18 protein-coding genes are annotated in these 16069 nt (G+C 71.8%); 10 read left to right on the top strand and 8 right to left on the bottom strand.

Annotated features, from left to right (window positions below):
* Positions 1 to 48: 48 nt before the first annotated feature.
* The gene (locus AC1DPN_RS06650; protein WP_477083950.1) at positions 49 to 345 is read right to left on the bottom strand and encodes a GNAT family N-acetyltransferase; all 297 of its coding nucleotides are present in this window, start codon (positions 343 to 345) and stop codon (positions 49 to 51) included.
* A 58-nt stretch (positions 346 to 403) separates the two neighbouring features.
* On the opposite strand from AC1DPN_RS06650, the gene AC1DPN_RS06645 reads away from it, so the two are divergent.
* Entirely contained in the window at positions 404 to 1711 is a 1308-nt protein-coding gene (locus tag AC1DPN_RS06645) for an MFS transporter (protein WP_477083949.1), read from the top strand.
* Positions 1712 to 1714: 3 nt separating this feature from the next.
* Here the strand turns inward: AC1DPN_RS06645 and AC1DPN_RS06640 are convergent, their stop codons facing one another.
* On the bottom strand, positions 1715 to 2992 hold the full coding sequence (locus AC1DPN_RS06640; RefSeq protein ID WP_477083948.1) for an MFS transporter: 1278 nt from the start codon (positions 2990 to 2992) through the stop codon (positions 1715 to 1717).
* Positions 2993 to 3076: 84 nt separating this feature from the next.
* On the opposite strand from AC1DPN_RS06640, the gene AC1DPN_RS06635 reads away from it, so the two are divergent.
* Positions 3077 to 3595, top strand: a complete 519-nt coding sequence (locus tag AC1DPN_RS06635) for a gluconokinase (protein WP_477083947.1) — start codon at positions 3077 to 3079, stop codon at positions 3593 to 3595.
* A 90-nt stretch (positions 3596 to 3685) separates the two neighbouring features.
* Here the strand turns inward: AC1DPN_RS06635 and AC1DPN_RS06630 are convergent, their stop codons facing one another.
* From AC1DPN_RS06630 to AC1DPN_RS06620, 3 genes are read right to left on the bottom strand one after another with little or no spacing between them, the layout of a single operon-like run.
* The gene (locus tag AC1DPN_RS06630; protein ID WP_477083946.1) at positions 3686 to 4510 is read right to left on the bottom strand and encodes an ArsR/SmtB family transcription factor; all 825 of its coding nucleotides are present in this window, start codon (positions 4508 to 4510) and stop codon (positions 3686 to 3688) included.
* Between the two features lie 44 nt (positions 4511 to 4554).
* Positions 4555 to 5022 (bottom strand): DUF427 domain-containing protein, encoded by a 468-nt coding sequence (locus tag AC1DPN_RS06625; protein ID WP_477083945.1) that lies wholly within the window; start codon positions 5020 to 5022, stop codon positions 4555 to 4557.
* Positions 5019 to 5327, bottom strand: a complete 309-nt coding sequence (locus AC1DPN_RS06620) for a YtxH domain-containing protein (RefSeq protein WP_477083944.1) — start codon at positions 5325 to 5327, stop codon at positions 5019 to 5021. The genes AC1DPN_RS06625 and AC1DPN_RS06620 overlap by 4 nt, the downstream gene beginning before the upstream one ends.
* A 155-nt stretch (positions 5328 to 5482) precedes the next feature.
* On the opposite strand from AC1DPN_RS06620, the gene AC1DPN_RS06615 reads away from it, so the two are divergent.
* Both AC1DPN_RS06615 and AC1DPN_RS06610 read left to right on the top strand, forming a co-directional pair.
* Positions 5483 to 6400, top strand: a complete 918-nt coding sequence (locus tag AC1DPN_RS06615) for an NAD-dependent epimerase/dehydratase family protein (protein WP_477083943.1) — start codon at positions 5483 to 5485, stop codon at positions 6398 to 6400.
* Complete coding sequence (locus AC1DPN_RS06610) at positions 6397 to 7320, top strand: RNA polymerase sigma-70 factor (RefSeq protein WP_477083942.1); 924 nt, start codon at positions 6397 to 6399, stop codon at positions 7318 to 7320. The genes AC1DPN_RS06615 and AC1DPN_RS06610 overlap by 4 nt, the downstream gene beginning before the upstream one ends.
* Positions 7321 to 7337: 17 nt before the next feature.
* On the opposite strand, the gene AC1DPN_RS06605 is transcribed toward AC1DPN_RS06610, so the two are convergent.
* Positions 7338 to 8192 carry a glycosyltransferase family 2 protein gene (locus AC1DPN_RS06605; RefSeq protein WP_477083941.1) on the bottom strand — a complete coding sequence of 285 codons (855 nt, stop codon included), beginning with the start codon at positions 8190 to 8192 and terminating at the stop codon, positions 7338 to 7340.
* 322 nt (positions 8193 to 8514) lie between these two features.
* Here AC1DPN_RS06605 and AC1DPN_RS06600 point away from each other — a divergent pair, with 322 nt between their 5' ends.
* Complete coding sequence (locus AC1DPN_RS06600) at positions 8515 to 8718, top strand: hypothetical protein (protein ID WP_477083940.1); 204 nt, start codon at positions 8515 to 8517, stop codon at positions 8716 to 8718.
* 9 nt (positions 8719 to 8727) lie between these two features.
* Here the strand turns inward: AC1DPN_RS06600 and AC1DPN_RS06595 are convergent, their stop codons facing one another.
* Positions 8728 to 9249 carry a pyridoxamine 5'-phosphate oxidase family protein gene (locus AC1DPN_RS06595; RefSeq protein WP_477083939.1) on the bottom strand — a complete coding sequence of 174 codons (522 nt, stop codon included), beginning with the start codon at positions 9247 to 9249 and terminating at the stop codon, positions 8728 to 8730.
* 53 nt (positions 9250 to 9302) lie between these two features.
* Positions 9303 to 10127, bottom strand: coding sequence for an aldo/keto reductase (locus AC1DPN_RS06590; RefSeq protein ID WP_477083938.1), 825 nt, complete (start codon positions 10125 to 10127; stop codon positions 9303 to 9305).
* Positions 10128 to 10241: 114 nt separating this feature from the next.
* Here AC1DPN_RS06590 and AC1DPN_RS06585 point away from each other — a divergent pair, with 114 nt between their 5' ends.
* The 5 genes from AC1DPN_RS06585 to AC1DPN_RS06565 all read left to right on the top strand — a co-directional run bounded on the left by AC1DPN_RS06585 (position 10242) and on the right by AC1DPN_RS06565 (position 16032).
* Positions 10242 to 11414: a hypothetical protein gene (locus tag AC1DPN_RS06585; protein ID WP_477083937.1), complete on the top strand. Its 1173-nt coding sequence runs from the start codon at positions 10242 to 10244 to the stop codon at positions 11412 to 11414.
* Positions 11411 to 13987: a multicopper oxidase domain-containing protein gene (locus AC1DPN_RS06580; RefSeq protein ID WP_477083936.1), complete on the top strand. Its 2577-nt coding sequence runs from the start codon at positions 11411 to 11413 to the stop codon at positions 13985 to 13987. The genes AC1DPN_RS06585 and AC1DPN_RS06580 overlap by 4 nt, the downstream gene beginning before the upstream one ends.
* Positions 13987 to 14427, top strand: a complete 441-nt coding sequence (locus tag AC1DPN_RS06575) for a hypothetical protein (protein WP_477083935.1) — start codon at positions 13987 to 13989, stop codon at positions 14425 to 14427. Before AC1DPN_RS06580 ends, AC1DPN_RS06575 begins: the two co-directional genes overlap by 1 nt.
* A 64-nt stretch (positions 14428 to 14491) precedes the next feature.
* Entirely contained in the window at positions 14492 to 15154 is a 663-nt protein-coding gene (locus tag AC1DPN_RS06570; RefSeq protein WP_477083934.1) for a DUF2278 family protein, read from the top strand.
* Between the two features lie 47 nt (positions 15155 to 15201).
* Positions 15202 to 16032 (top strand): SDR family NAD(P)-dependent oxidoreductase, encoded by an 831-nt coding sequence (locus tag AC1DPN_RS06565; protein WP_477083933.1) that lies wholly within the window; start codon positions 15202 to 15204, stop codon positions 16030 to 16032.
* The last annotated feature ends 37 nt before the right edge of the window (positions 16033 to 16069 follow it).

The following is a 16069-nucleotide window of genomic DNA, read 5'->3' as shown; positions in this document are numbered from 1 at the left end:
GGGACCTTCACCAGAGACCGTCCATGCGCGGCGCCGCAGGCGAAGGCGTCAGCTCGGGGCGTGCCGCACGAGGTCCTGGTAGTCGGGGTGCCGGGCGAGCCACGCCTTGACGTACGGGCAGTAGGCGACGACGTCGCGCCCGCTCTCCCTGACCGCGTCGAGGGCCGCCCGGACGAGGGTGCTCGCGACCCCGTGACCCTCGAACCGCGGGTCCACCTCGGTGTGCGTGAAGACGACGGTGCGACCAATCGTGTCGTACATCGAGAACCCGACGACCACCCCCTCGGGCGAGACAGCCTCGAACCGATGTTCCTCGGGAGAGTCCCTGACCTGCACGTCCGTCATGTCCTCGATGGTGAGGCATCGGAGCGCCGGGGACCAGCCCTGGTGCGACACTGACCCCATGCTCTCGCCGTACCGTGACGTACTGACGCGTCCCGGGGCCCTCGCCTTCTCCGCGTCCGGCGTCCTGGCCCGGCTCCCGATGTCGATGGTCGGCATCGGGATCGTGCTCATGGTCTCGGCGCTGTACGGCTCGTACGGGCTCGCCGGTGCAGTCTCCGCGGTCTACGTCGTCGCGCAGGCGGTGTGCTCGCCGCAGCTGTCCCGGCTGGTCGACCGGCACGGCCAGGCACGCGTCATGAGCCCTGCCGTGGCGATCTCGGCGTTCGGGCTGGCCTGGCTGATCACGGCCGCTCTGGTCGAGGCGCCGGCCGGGTTCCTCTTCGTCGGCGCGGTCATCACCGGAGCGGCGATCGGGTCGTTCGGGTCGCTGGTCCGGGCCCGCTGGACCGCCCTGCTCGGCGAGGACCCGCACCGCACGCACACCGCGTACTCCCTCGAGTCCGCGCTCGACGAGCTCGTGTTCGTCGTCGGGCCGGTCCTCGCGACCGTCCTGGCGACCGGTGTCCAGGCGACCGCCGGCCTCGTCGTCCCGCTGTTCGCCATGATCGCCGGCGGGTACTGGTTCCTGTCGCTGCGCACGACCGAGCCGCCGTCCGCGCCCGTCGGCTCCCCGCGTCCGCGCGGGTCCGTCCTGGCCAGGCCCGGGATGGCGGTGCTCGCGATCGTCTTCGTCGCGATGGGCGCGATCTTTGGCGCCACCGACGTGTCCACGGTCGCCTTCGCCGACGAGTCCGGGAGCAAGGGTGTCGCGGGTGTGATCCTCGCGGTCTTCGCCCTCGGCTCGTTGATCTCCGGGCTGCTGTACGGGACGCGGCAGTGGAAGCGGCCGCTGTACCTGCGGTTCGCCAACGGGATGGTCCTGCTCGCCGTCGGCGTCTGCGCGTTCTTCTTCGTGCAGTCGCTCGTGGCGCTCGCCGCCGTGATGTTCGTGGTCGGGTTCGCGATCGCGCCCACCCTCATCAACGGCAACGGCCTGGTGCAGGAGCTCGTGCCCCGCGAGCGGCTGACCGAGGGGCTGACCTGGGTGGGCACGTCGCTCGGCGTCGGCGTCTCGGTCGGGTCGTCGATCGCCGGCGCGCGGATCGACGCCGCCGGGTCGCACGCCGGGTTCCTCGTCGTCGTGGTCGCCGCAGCGTGTGCCGTCGTCGCGACGCTCGCCGCGCTGCGCACCCTGCGCGGGGACGCCGGCGAGCACGTGCACGACGCGGTCGAGGCGCAGTCGCCCTCGTCGACCGGCGGCGCCGCCGTGGCCGCGTGCGAGCTCGCCGAGTCGGTCGACCCGTCCAAGCAGCGCCCGCCCGCCTGACCCCTACGGGACGGGGTGGCGAGCGTCGTAGTCCCAGAACGAGCGCTGCGAGCGCACCAGCAGGATCAGCAGGACCACGCACAGGGACCCGCCGACGACGGCCGCCCAGCCCTCGCCGACGCGCCCGGCCGCTCCGCCGAGCATGGCCTCGCCGAGGCGCGGTCCACCCGCGACGACGACGATGAACACGCCCTGGAGCCGGCCGCGCATGTCGTCGGGAGTGGCGGTCTGCAGGATCGTCTGACGGAACACGGCGCTGATCGCGTCGCTGCCGCCGGCGATCACGAGCATCAGGACCGCGAGCGCGAGCGCGAGCCAGAGCACGTGGTCGGGGTGCGAGCCGCCGCTGAGCACGAGGACCAGCCCGAAACCCGCGATCGCGAGCCCCCAGATCACGATCGCGACGCTGATGATCCGGCCCTGCCAGCGGATGCGGGTGAGCCGTCCCGAGAGCAGCGCCGCGAGCATCACGCCGACGGCTGCGGCGGCGGTCATCACGCCGGTCGTCGTCGCGCCGCCGCCGAGGTACACGAGTCCGACCGCCGGGAACAGGACGCGTGGCGACGAGGTGAGCATGGCGACGAGGTCGACGAAGAAGGTCATGCGCACGTTCTTCTGGGTGCCCAGGTAGCGGAACCCGTCGACCACCGACGCGAGACCGACCCGACCCTTGCTCGCGGTCAGCGGGGGCTGCGCCGGCAACCGGAACACCGCGAACAAGGCGGCCGTGAACAGGACGGCGTCGACCGAGTACGCCGCGGCGTAGCTGAACACCGCGACCAGCAGCGCGCCCAGCAGGGGACCGATGGTGAACGCCACGCTGTTGCCGAGCGTCTGCAACGCGTTCGCGGCGGGCATCAGCCGCGGTTCGAGCAGGCGCGGGATGATCGCCGACCGCGCGGGCATGTTCACGGCGAACGCCCCGGACTGGATCGCGACCAGCACGAAGAGCACCCAGACCTGCTGGACGCCGAGCCAGGCCTGCACGGCGAGGAGCAGCGTGACGGACCAGGTGACGAGCGCCGAGACGAGCGCGACGACGCGGCGGTCGTAGTGGTCGACGATCGCTCCGCCGTACAGCCCGAAGATCACCAGGGGCACGAGCGCGCACAGGCCGAGCAGGCCGACCGATCCCGTCGAGCCGGTCAGGTGGTAGACCTCGAGCCCGACCGCGACGACCGTCAGCTGCGCGCCGAGGTTCGAGATCGTCATCCCGAGCCACAGGCGCCGGAACGGCGGGCTGACGCGCAGCGGCGTCAGGTCCATGGCGAGCGAGGGCATCGGGCGAGTTTAGTTGCCCGGGGCTGCCCACCCGTGGCGGGCGTCCACGGACCGGCGGGGCGGACGGCGTGGAAAGGTGGTCGGGTGGAGCATCTGGTGGTGATGGGAGTGTCCGGGACCGGGAAGTCGACCATCGGGCAGCTGGTGGCGAGCCGGCTCGGGCGACCGCTGATCGAGGGCGACGACCTGCACCCACCGGAGAACAAGGCGAAGATGAGCGCGGGCATCCCGCTGACCGACGACGACCGCGGGCCCTGGCTGCGGGCGGTGCGCGACGCGATGGACGCGGCCGGCGTGCCGACCGTCGTGGCGTGCTCGGCGCTGCGGCGCTCCTACCGCGACATCCTGCGGACCGCGCAGGGTCGCGTGAGGTTCGCGCACCTCGTCGACGATCCGGACGACCTGGCGCGTCGGATGGCGAGCCGGACGGAGCACTTCATGCCGGTCACCCTGCTGGCGAGCCAGCTCGCCACTCTGGAGCCCCTGGGCGACGACGAGGACGGCGTCACGATCCCGTCGGGACCGACCCCTCAGGCCACGGCGTCCGCAGTGGTCAGCGCCCTCACCGAGGGTTCCGCACCCACCCGACGTCCGCGCCGCTAGTGGCGCCACCCACGCCGACGTCACCGCGTGCCCGCGCAGCAACGTCCGCACCCGTGAGGACTCTCACGGGTGCGGACGTCGCTGGCGGGGTCAGCCTGCGAGCGTCGCGCCGGTCTCGAGGAGGGTCTTGAGGTCCGACAGGATCTGCGGCCAGCCACCACCGAACTCCGGCATGTCGCCCGCGAGCAGGGCAGCGCTGCGCGGCGCGTTGGTCACGTCGTGCGTCAGGGTCAGCTGCGTGAGGTTGTCGCCGCGAGCCTCGAGCTCGTACGTCAGGCGCTGGAAGCCCTCCGCGCGCGCCTCCTCGTCCCAGAGCGTCCGCCACGTCTGCACGAGTCGCTCGTTCTCGACGACCTCGAGCACCTCGCCGTCGATGATCGGCTGGTCGAGCGGGATGCCCATCTCGGCGGACGGGAAGGTGCGGAAGCTGCCGCCCGGCACCAGCTCGTAGTGCGAGGGCGAGCCGTAGCCGTAGCGGGCGTTCCACTCGGGCGACGTGATCGCCTTCCAGACGGTGGCTGCGTCCGCCTTGATCCAGATCCGGTTGACCACCAGAACGGTGGCCGTCTCGGTGTTCGTGCTCATCGTCATCTCCAGTGCGGTCTTGAGGTCGGTGAGGGCGTGCAGGCGCTCCGCCCCCAGCAGGTCGTACTTGTCGATCCACCGCTCGTGGATCAGCTGGATCGGGACGGCGTTGAGGAAGTGCAGCTTCTCCCGCCCCGACTTTCTGGTGACGACGAGGCCCGCCTCCTCGAGCACCGACAGGTGCTTCATGACCCCGAACCGGGTCATGTCGAGGCCCTCCAGCAGCTCCGTCAGCGTGCGGCCGTCACGCGTGAAGAGCTGGTCCAGGAGGTGCCGGCGGGTGGCGTCGGCCAGTGCCTTGAACACCTGGTCGTCGCGGTCCTCGTCCATACCGACGACCATAGGTGACCATTTGGTCACCTGTCAACGATCCCTTACCAGCCTCGAGTACCGGGAGTCCCCTTGAACGGGCCGACCACCCGGGACGTGATCCACCCGCCGTAGAAGCCGCCGGGCTGCGGTTGCACCCGCTCGCCGTCGACGGTGCAGGTCAGCTCCGTCGCGTAGAGCGCGACCCGGTCGGCCAGGACCTCGAAGCCCGGCAGCGGCGTCGGGTATCGCCAGCCGACGCGGGGCAGGACGCGGTCCCCCGCGTGCACCGAGACGTACGACGCTACGCCCTTGAACTCGCACACCGACGACCCCTCCGCAGGCACGAGGACCCCCGGCGCGAAGGCGGACAGCGGGAGGTAGTACGTCGGCGGGTGGCTCGTCTCGAGCACGCGCACGGCATCGGAGGTCGACGCGACGACCACGGAGCCGAGCTGCACGAGGACGTGCTCGTGCGAGGCCTCGACCCGCGGCGGCCGCGGGTAGTCCCAGACCGACTCGGCGGCGGTCAACGAGTGCCGGGGTTCGCGTCGTCGGCGTCCATCACGGGCTCGACGATCGTCTCGGAGTCGTACTTGGTGGTCGAGCCCGACATCGCTCCCTTGGCGGTGTCGACGGCCTTCTCCCACAGCACGGAACCCTGCTGCTTCGCGAACGCGGCGGCCTGCGCCTCGTACTCCTGGACGTAGCCCTGCACGCGCGGGTCTGCCCAGACGTCGGTGGCCCAGACGCGGAACTTCTCCAGCTGCCGGCGCCCCGAGGGAGTGCCGAACAGGTACCCGGCAGCGACGCCGGCGATGAACACGATCCGCTTCATGGGCAGCCTCCAGGTGATCGGGCGAAGACTTCGAGCCTAGGCACCGAATGTGTCGGACGCGCGACGGACGGCTCGCTCTCCCGTGGTCGTGTCACAGGACGGACGCCTGTCTCGTCTCGGGTGCGTCAGGTTCGGGCACGAGAGGAGTGGCGATCATGCGGGTGTTCGTGGCGGGCGGTACAGGGGTCGTCGGGAGTCGGCTGGTCCCGCAGCTGGTGGCGCGAGGGCACGAGGTCGTCGCGACGACGACCCGCGCGGGACGGCTGGGCGAGCTGGAACGGCTCGGCGCCCAGGCGGTCGTGATGGACGGGCTGGATGCGGCGTCCGTGGGCGAGGCTGTCGCGTCGGCCGGGCCGGACGTCATCGTGCACGAGATGACCGCGATCTCCGGCACGCCCGACATCAAGCACCTCGCGCAGTGGTTCGCGGTGACCAACCGGCTGCGCACCGAGGGCACCGACAACCTGCTCGCGGCGGCGTCGGCCACGGGCGTCACGCAGTTCGTCGCGCAGAGCTATGGCGCGTGGAACGGCCTGCGTGAGGGCGGCTGGGTCAAGACCGAGGACGACCCGATGGACCCGGGAGCGCCCGGTGCGGAGCCGGTGACGCGCGCGATCAAGCACCTGGAGGCCGCGGTCGGGGCGTTCGGGGGCGCGGTCCTGCGGTACGGCGCGCTCTATGGGCCGGGCGCCACCGACGACCAGGTCGAGCTCATCAAGAAGCGCCAGTTCCCGCTCGTCGGCAAGGCCGGCGGCTACACGTCGTGGGTGCACGTGGACGACGCCGCGAGCGCGACCGTCCTGGCCATCGAGCAGAAGGTGACGGGCGTGTTCAACATCGTCGACGACGAGCCCGCACCCGCCAACGAGTGGCTGCCGTACCTCGCTCAGGTCGCGGGCGCCAAGCGGCCCATGCGCGTCCCGGTCTGGCTCGCGCGGATGCTCGCCGGCCCGCCGGCGGTCACGATGATGACCGAGGGGCGAGGCTTCTCGAACGCGAAGGCCAAGCGCGAGCTCGGCTGGGAGCCGCGGTACCCGTCGTGGCGGCAGGGGTTCAAGGAGGGCATCGGATGAGTCGTGCCGACGAGTTCGAGGACCTGCGGCCGCTGCTCTTCGCGATCGCCTACCGGATCCTCGGCACCGTGAGCGAGGCCGAGGACGCGGTCCAGGACACGTGGCTCCGGTTCCAGGACTACCCGACCGAGCCGACGTCGACCAAGGCGTTCCTGTCGGCCGTCGTCACGCGCATCTCGATCGACGTGCTGCGCTCCGCCCGGGTCCGACGAGAGCAGTACGTGGGCGACTGGCTGCCCGAGCCCCTGCTCGTCGACCCGTACGAGGACCCGGCGCGGGCGGCCGAGCTGTCGGACTCGGTGTCGACGGCGGCCCTTCTGCTGCTCGAGCGACTGAGCCCGTTGGAGCGCGCGGTGTTCGTCCTGCGGGAGGTGTTCGGGTTCGACTACCCGGAGATCGCGTCGGTGGTCGGCCGGTCCGAAGCGGCCTGCCGCCAGCTCGCCGGGCGCGCTCGTCGGCACATGGACGCCGGCCGACCCCGGTTCGAGGCGGACCGCCGCGAGCGCGACGAGCTCGCCGGACGCTTCTTCGACGCCCTGATGGAGGGCGACCTGGACGGCCTGCGCGAGCTGCTCGCGGCCGACGTCCAGCTGACCGGGGACGGCGGCGGCAAGGCGCCGCAGTGGCCCAACCGGATCTACGGCCCGGACCACGTGGCTCGTCTGATGGCCGCGACCGTCGTGCTGCTCGGGGCGGTCGGCATCACCATGGAACGGCACGAGGTGAACGGTCAGCCGGGCGCGATCCTGCGCGACCGCGACGGCCGCGTGTTCAACATCCTGATGCTCGACGTGCTCGACGGGCGCATCCAGGAGATCCGCTCGGTGCTCAACCCCGACAAGCTCGGGCACGTCGGTCCGGTCGCGGACGCCTACGCCCTGATCCGGGAGGCGCGCGAGGTCCGTCGGAGCTCGTCCTGAGGCGACCGGGGCGCGCGTCAGGTGCTGGCGACGACCGATCGGCGGTCGCGGTGCCGCACGGAGTAGACGAGCTCTCGCGGCTCCCACGCACGCCACGCAGCGACGGCCCTCGGGCGCAGCCGTGGCACGCCGAACTGGTCCATCAAGGTGCGGTCGAGAGGGCGCGCCGCGCCGCGGAGCTGCTTTCCTGAGTGGTTCTCTCCCGTGTCCACCTGGTAGACGGAGCCCGGGAACGGCAGCGGGGCGAGCTTGTGACCGTGCTTCGACAACCAGGTCCGGGCGTTGCGGTGCGCCCCCAGGATGGCGGGGAGCCGTTCACCGAACGCCTCCGAGACCTCGGACTGGTCCGCCTCGACCGTGAGGCCGTCGGGCACGTCGTACGCCTGCCACCGCACGATGTGACTCGTCCCGCACACCCCGAAGAACCGCCGCTCGAGCAGGTAGCTCTGGCGCGTGCGCGAGTACACGTAGCCCTCGTCGACGAACCAGCCGTTCGCCTCGACGCGATCGGCCGAGAACGCTGCGAGGTCTCGGTGCACGAAGTCGTCCGCGTCGAAGATCATGACGTGGTCGGGCTCGACCTGCCGCGCGGCCGCGAGCCCGATGCCGATCTTGGTGCCCTTGTCCCAGACGAACGGGCCGAGGTCGAAGCGTGGGCCCGCGGTAGGGACGGGCGGCGGGAAGTCGACCTCGACGAAGGTCACCTTCGGCGGCAGAGCCGCCGTGGGCCGGCGGTTGCCGACGACGAACACGGCGAAGTCCTGCGATGTCTGGGCACAGACCGACGCCAGCGACTCCGCGAGGAGCGACTCGATCCGGGTGTAGTCCGTGGAGTTGAGTGGGTGCCGCAGGGAGGTCACGAACGCCAGCACGGTGGACTCCCGTTGAGAGTGGCGTGCTCCATCCCGAGAATCGCGGGAAGCACGTGTGAGGGTGAGCCGTTCCTCGGCCGACGGCACGCTGATCCAGGTTCTGCCCTCAGACGGCTCAAAGTACAGCCGCCCTGCCCTCGATCGAACGTCACCGACGGCCGTTCGGGTGAGGTCGCGTCGCCCGCCCCAGCTCCAGACGTGACGCCCGCCTCACCCGTGCGTTGTTCCCCACTTCGGACAAATCATCAGGTCGGGTGACAGTTCGGGTGAAGGTCGGCGCATAGCGCGACGTGACTGGCTGTCAGCAAGCACGATGGGACATGTGGAGGACAGCCTGAACATCGCCTGGACCGTAGAGGTCACCAACGACGACATCCGAGCCGCCAAGCACCTGTGGCTCGACGCTCAGGAAGCGCCCGCACCGGACAACGACCGCATCGCCCGCCTGTACGACGACTACCGCCGCATGGTGATCGCCCAGGCGCAGCAGATCGCCGACGACTTCCGGGCGTCGCGCGGCCGGTAGCTCACGCGCTCAGGGCCGGTAGACCGTCTGGCCGTGCCCGTCGCCGAAGGCCATGACCTTGGTCGGGGTGACCCGGTAGACGAGGGCGCCGCGATGGGGCTCACTCCCCGGGTCGTCGACCGCGACGAACCTCGTGCCGTGCACGGTGAACTTCCAGTCGTCGCCGTACTTGGCGAACCAGGCGTCTGCCAACGTCCGAAGGTCGTCGGCGTCGGTCACCTGCACCGCCGAACCCTCGACCACCAGGTCCTTGCCGCTGGCCCAGCCGTTCGCTCCACCACTCCCCGTGGTGACGGCGACATTCCGGTTGGCGTCGAGGTTGCGCTGCTTCTGCTCCTCGGCGCCCGTGCAGAACGCGAACGTCCCGCCCTGCCAGACGCCCACGAGCGGCACCGCGTGCGGGCGACCGTCGGCGCGGACGGTGACGATCCAGTAGAGCTGCGCGTCGGTCAGGATGCGCTCGATCCGGTCCCACGTCGGCGGTTCCTGCGACGGGTCGCCGTACCTCGGGTCGATCACTCCGGTCGTCATCGCGGCACCTCCGTACGTCGAGGTTCCGCCTCCAGGTGCGCGCGTGCAACCGCCTAGTGGCCGAACCGGTCGGAGTCCTCGACGGCGGACTCCCCCCGATCGAGCGCGCTGAGCGCCGCGACCTGGTCCGGCGTCAGGCTGAAGTCGAAGATCGCCAGGTTCTCCCGCAGCCGTTCCGGGCTCGCCGACTTCGGGATGGCCACCAGCCCGAGCTCCATGTGCCAGCGCAGGACCACCTGCGCCGGCGTCCGGCCGGTCTGCTCCGCGACCTCACGGACCGGTGGGAGATCGAGCACCCGGACGCCCTGTCCCCCGATCGGTGACCAGGACTCGGTGACGATCCCGTGCTCCGCGTGGAAGGCGCGGGCGGCGTCGCGGGTCGACGCCGGGCTCAGCTGGATCTGGTTGACGTCGGGCGCGTGCCCGGTGGCCGCGATGATCCGCTCGAGGTGCGCAGGCTTGAAGTTGCTCGTGCCGATCGCACGGAGCCGTCCCGACGCCAGCAGGTCGACCAGTCCCTCCCAGGCCTGCACGTACCGGTCGTGCGTCGGGTTGGGCCAGTGGATGAGCAGCAGGTCGACGTAGTCGAGGCCGAGCGCGTCGATGCTGCGCTCGTACGCCTGGGGCACCAGGTCGCGACCGTGCCACTCCTTGTTGAACTTGGTGGTGACGAACAGCTCGCCCCGGTCCACGTTCCGCAGGCCCCGACCTACGCCACGCTCGTTCCCGTACGCCTGCGCCGTGTCGATCAGCCGGTACCCGGCCTGGATGGCGTCCGCGACCACGCGCTCCGCCTCCGCGTCGTCGAGCGGCCAGGTGCCGACGCCGAGCTGCGGGATGTCGGCGCCGTGCAGGAGGCGGACGGTGGGCACGGTCATGTGGGTCTCCCTGGCGGTGCGGCTACGACCGCGAAAGCGTATCCGCGGCCCCGTGGCGCGGCTCACTCTCGAACGATTATTTTCCACGGTGCTATGTAGTGGAAAATATGAGCCATGCCCAGTCGAAGCGCCGCGGAACCGCGCCGGCTCGCTGTCCGACGGCTGCCGCTGCTCGCCCTGGGGGCGGCGTGCCTGCTCTCCGGCCTCGCCGGCGGCCTGGCACGGCTCGGTGTGCCCGCTGCGAGTCCGACGCCTGCGGCCGCCAGCCACGGGATCGTGATGACGCTGGGCTTCCTCGGCACGCTCATCGCCCTTGAGCGTGCCGTGGCGCTGGGTCGCCTCTGGGGCTATCTCGCACCCGCGCTCTGCGGGCTGGGCGGCCTCGCGGCAGCGGCCGGCGTCGCGGCGCCCTGGCCGGCGCTGCTTCTCGCGGCGGCGGCGGCCTGGTTGGTCGCCACCTACGTCGCGCTGTGGCAACGGCAGCCCGCGCTGCACATCACCGTGCAGGGCCTCGGCGCGCTCGCCTGGTGGGGTGGTGCGATCGCCTGGCTGCCCGCGGTCGGGGCGCACCTGCCGGGCGGAACAGGTGGGGTCCCGGCGATGGTGCCGTGGCTGGTGGCGTTCGTCGTCCTGACGATCGCCGGAGAACGCCTCGAGCTCGCCCGCGTCGTCATGCTCGCCACGGCCGACGAACGCCGCTCCCGGCTCGTGGTCCTCAGCTGGTCCGGCCTGATCCTGGCCGGTCCGGTCCTGACGCTCGTCGCCCCCGACGCCGGCTACCGGGTGCTCGCCGTGGGGCTCCTGGTCCTGGCTGCGTGGTTGGTCCGGCACGACATCGCCCGGCACACGGTGCGGGCCACCGGTCTGACGCGGTACATGGCCGTCTGCCTGCTGGCCGGGTACGTCTGGATGTCCGTGGCCGGCGTGATCTGGCTGGTCGGCGGCGCGGTGGACGGACCCGGCGCGTACGACGCCGCGGTGCACGCAGTGTTCCTCGGCTTCGCGATGTCGATGGTGTTCGGGCACGCGCCGGTGATCCTTCCGGCGGTCCTGCGCGTCCGGCTGCCCTACCACCGTCGCGCCTACGTCGCCCTGGTGCTGCTGCACCTCGGCCTGGTCGTCCGGCTCGTGGGTGGTGACCTGCTGGGCTACGAGGGTCTGCGGATCGCCGGCGGCGTCGTCGGAGTGGTCGCTCTGCTCGGGTTCGTCGTCGGCTCGGCGGTCTCGGCGGTCACGGGACGTGGCGCGACGCCCGCCAGGCGTCCGCTGGCGGAGGTTGCGCGATGACGACGATCGCCACCGACCGGTCGGCCGTGCGACCTCCGCCGGGCGACGGTGCCACGCGCCGGTCCTGGCACCTGCGCGCCAACGCGCTGGTGCTGCTGTACGTCGCCGCCGCCCTGGTGACACTGCTGGCGCACGACGTGCTGCCGCTGCCGCGCTGGCTCGCCGTCCACCTGCTGCTGCTGGGGGCCGCGACCAACGCGATCGTGACGTGGAGCGAGCACTTCGCGATCGCCCTCCTGCACGCTCCCGCTCCGGCACGGTCCCGGTCCGCCGCGCGGCTGGCGGCGCTCAACCTCGCGGTCGTGACGGTGCTCGTCGGGTTCTGCGCGGGCCGGACGGCCGCGGTGCTGGTCGGTGCGGTGCTGCTCGTGGCCGTCGTCGTCGCGCACGTCGTCACGCTCGTGGTGCTCTCACGCCACGCGCTGATGAGTCGCTTCGCGGGGACCATCCGGTTCTACCTGGCCGGCGGCGTCGCGCTGGTCGTCGGCGTGTCGCTGGGCACGACGATGGCGCTGGGCGACGAGCACGGCGCCTGGCACGAGCGGCTGCACGCGGCGCACGTGCACGCGAACGTGCTCGGCTGGGTCGCGCTGTCCGTGCTCGGCACGCTCTTCACGCTGTGGCCGACCATGCTGCGCACGCGGATCGTCGACGACGCGATGACCGCCGCCCGTCGCTGCCTGTGGCTGACGGTCGGCGGGCTGGTCGTCACGGTCGGCGGGTTCCTCGCAGGCCAGCGCGTCGTCGCCATCGCGGGCCTCGTGGTCTACGGCGCCGGGGTCGTCGTCGCGCTGCAGCCCTTCGTCTCGACCGCCCGACGCAAGCACCCCGCCGAGGTCGCCGCCTGGTCGATGGCGGCCGGAACCGGTTGGCTGGCCGCTGCAGTCGCCCTGGACGTCGCCGCGCTGGGCCGTGCGTCCAGCCTCGACGCCTACCTCGACGACCTGGACGCGCTCGTGCCGGTGCTGGCCGTGGGCTTCGCTCTGCAGGTGCTGATCGGCGCGCTCAGCTACCTGGTGCCGGTGCTGCGTGGCGGTGGCCCGCAGGCGGTGCGGGACACGATCGCCGCCCTGGCACCCGGCTGGCGCACCCGGGTCGTGGCACTGAACGTCGGCGTCGCGGGCGTGTCGGTAGGCGCCTTGCTCGACCTTCGGGACGCCGTCGCCGTGGTCGGCTGGGCGCTCGTCGGCGCGGCCGTGCTGGGCTTCCTGGCGGTCGCGGTGCTCGCCGTCGTGCCGCAGAAGGCCCGTGGACCGGTCGGGGGGCTCTGGCTCGGCGTCGTCATGACCGTCATCCCCCTCACGATCGCGCTGTCGGGCGGCGGTCCTGCCGGGCCGTCGTCGGTGGTGCTGACCGGTACCGACGGCGTCCAGACCGTGCAGGTGCACCTGGTGAACATGGACGTGCAGCCCGCGGTGATCGAGGTCGCGGCGGGGACCCGGCTGCGGCTCGTCGTGACCAACGAGGACGCCATGCGGCACGACCTGGCGTTCGTCGACGGGCCGTCCACCCCGCTGCTGTCCCACGGCGAGCACGCCGAGATGGACCTGGGTGTGGTCGGGTCGGCGCAGTCGGGGTGGTGCACGGTGCCCGGCCACCGGGCGGCCGGCATGACTCTCGACATCCGCATCACGGGTTCGCACGACGACGACATGACCGGCATGGACCACGGCGACGACATGGCCGCGGCGGCGTCCGGCGTCGATGTGCACGGCACACCAGGTCCCGGGTCGAAGCCCTACGACGCCAGCCTGGCCCCCGCGCCGGCGGCCACGGTCCACCACGTCCGGCTGCCCATCACCGAGGTTGTGGTCGAGGTCGCGCCGGGTGTCGAGCAGAAGGTCTGGACGTTCGGCGGGACCGCTCCCGGGCCGACACTGCGCGGGCACGTCGGCGACGTCTTCGAGGTGACGGTCGTCAACGAGGGCAGCACCGCGCACGGCATCGACTTCCACGCCGGGCAGAACGCACCCGACGACGTGATGCGCTCGATCGATCCCGGTCAGTCGCTGGTCTACCGGTTCACGGCCGACCACTCGGGCGCGTGGCTCTACCACTGCAGCACCATGCCGATGGGGCTGCACATCGCCAACGGGATGTACGGCGCCGTCGTCATCGACCCGCCGAACCTGCCTGAGGTGGACCGGGAGTACGTCGTCGTGGCCGCCGCGCTCTTCGTCGGGACCACGAAGGACGGCGCCGACGCGGCCAGGGTGGCGGACGGCGAGTGGGACGCGTCGGTCTTCAACGGATACCCGGACCAGTACGTGCACGCGCCCCTCACGGCGAAGGTCGGCGAGCGGGTGCGCTGGTGGGTGGTCGCGGCCGGCCCCGACGAGGGCGTCGCCTTCCACGTCGTCGGGACGCAGTTCGACACCGTCTTCAAGGAGGGCGCGTACCTGCTGCGTCCGGGGAACGCCGAGCAGGGTGCGTCGCAGGTTCTCGACCTGGCCCCGGCGCAGGGCGGCTTCGTCGAGCAGACGTTCACCGAGCCGGGGCACTACGTGCTCGTCGACCACGACATGCGCCGCGGCGAGTCAGGGGCCCGCGGGATCGTCGAGGTGACCCGCTGATGGTCGGGTGGTGGTCGCTCGTGCGCTTCGTGCACGTCCTGGGGGCGATGACCTGGGTCGGCGGGCAGCTCATGATCTCGGCGGTGCTGCTGCCCGTCGTGCGGCGTCAGCTGCAGCCGGCGATGCAGAGCTGGGTGCTCGGTGCCGTCGGCCGACGCTTCGCCGTCCTGACCCTCACGGTGTTCCTGCCGCTCCAGGTGGCCACCGGGGTGCTCCTGGCCTGGCACAAGGGCGTCACGGTGCAGTCGCTGGCCGACCCTGGGTACGGCCGGACCCTGGGCGCGAAGCTCGTGGCGTTCGCCCTCGTGATGGTCGCGGCCGGCGGGCACGGGTGGGCCATGGCGGCGGGTCGGCCGGTCCTCGCGCGGTCGCTCGCGGTCGCGTCGCTGCTCGGGTCGTTGGTGATCGTCATGCTGGCCACCGCGCTGGCGACCAGCTGAGAAGCGCACGCCGACCGCTGCCTGTCCCTGGCCAAGCGCGCGCGACTGCGAGGACAGTGGACGCATGCCGCTCGCCCACGGGTACGGAGTCCTGGTCGGCACCCTGGTGTCCGCAGTACGCGACACCCCGAACAACCAGGGGCGCTGGTTCCACGTGGTGCTGACCGTGCAGACCGCGAACGGCAGCTACAAGTGCGCGGTCGACGTCGACTCCGCGCAGTCCGCGACCGGGGTGCAGTGGCGCACTCTGGCCCTGTCCGCCTCCGACCTCGGCCCCGTCGCCACCCTTCCCGAGGGGTTCCACCTGCTGGCCAGCACACCGTCCAGCGGTGCCGTCGACCTCATCCGGCACCACGCGTTCCGACCCCGCAGCGGCTGCGTGTTCGTGACGGCGCCGCCCGCGTGGCTCGCCTCCCTCAATGCGTGGCTCGCCGCCCGCGCGTGGACGGCGGGCGACAACGCCGCAGCGGCCACCGCGCTGGAGGCCGTGCTCCGGATCGGCGCGCGGGTGCTCGTGTACGGGGAGCCGTTCACCACCGGGCTGGGCGTGCACAACGTGCACCAGAACCAGGGCGACCCGCTCAGCTCGCAGTGGGCGGCGGAGAACGGCATCTGGCAGGACGGCGCGACACTCGTCCTCGACGACGAGGGCGGCGGCTACGCCGCGTTCGTCTCGAAGTTCTCGACGCAGGCGTCGGCGACCGACAGCGCGGGCCACCCGGTCTAGGACCTGAGCAGACGCGCACCGGGTGCGGCACGTGCGACGGTTGCCCGGTGAAACAGCAGACGATCGTGCTCACAGGAGCCTCGGACGGCATCGGGGCCGCGGCCGCGCGCCAGCTCACCGGTCAGGGTCACCGGCTCCTGCTCGTCGGGCGCTCGCCGGACAAGACCGCCGCGGTCGCCGCTGAGGTCGGCGCCGAGGGCTTCGTCGCGGACTTCGCGCGGCTCGACGACGTGCGCCGGCTCGCCGACGAGATCCGCGCGACCACCGACCACGTCGACGTGCTGGCCAACAACGCGGGCGGGGTGTTCGCGAGGCGCGAGGTCACGGTCGACGGGATCGAGAAGACGCTGCAGGTCAACCACCTCGCTCCGTTCCTCCTGACTCATCTGCTGCTCGACCTGCTGCAGGCGGGACACGGCAGGGTCGTCAACACGTCCAGCTCGGCCGCGCGGGGCATGAGCCGGCTGGACATCGAGGATCTGCAGAACGAGAAGTCGTACAAGCCCCTGCGGGCCTACGGCGACGCCAAGCTGGCGAACATCCTGTTCACCCGCGGCCTGGAGGCGAGGTTCGAGGGGATCGACTCCGTCGCGTTCGACCCGGGCAACGTCCGCACCAACTTCGCGGCGGGCTCCACGAGCGTCGTCCGGCTGGTCTACCGCACCCCGCTCAAGCACCTGGTCCTCATCTCGCCGGAACGCGGCGGCGCCAACCTCGCGTTCTTCGTCGACGGGGCACCCGGCACCACGTGGCTGCCCGGCCGGTTCTACACGCAGACCGAGCTCGCGACGCCGGGCCAGACGAACCCGCGGATCTTCGACGACGCCCTGGTCGACGCCCTGTGGTCGCGGAGCGCGGAGCTCGTCGGACTCGCCTGACGGGCCGCGCCGTCGTCCAGAATGGAGACGTCCTTCG

The sequence above is a fragment of the Cellulomonas sp. P4_H4 genome (assembly GCF_056400865.1).
The sequence above is the reverse complement of the archived record's forward strand: the minus strand, read 5'-3'. Positions and strand labels throughout refer to the sequence as shown.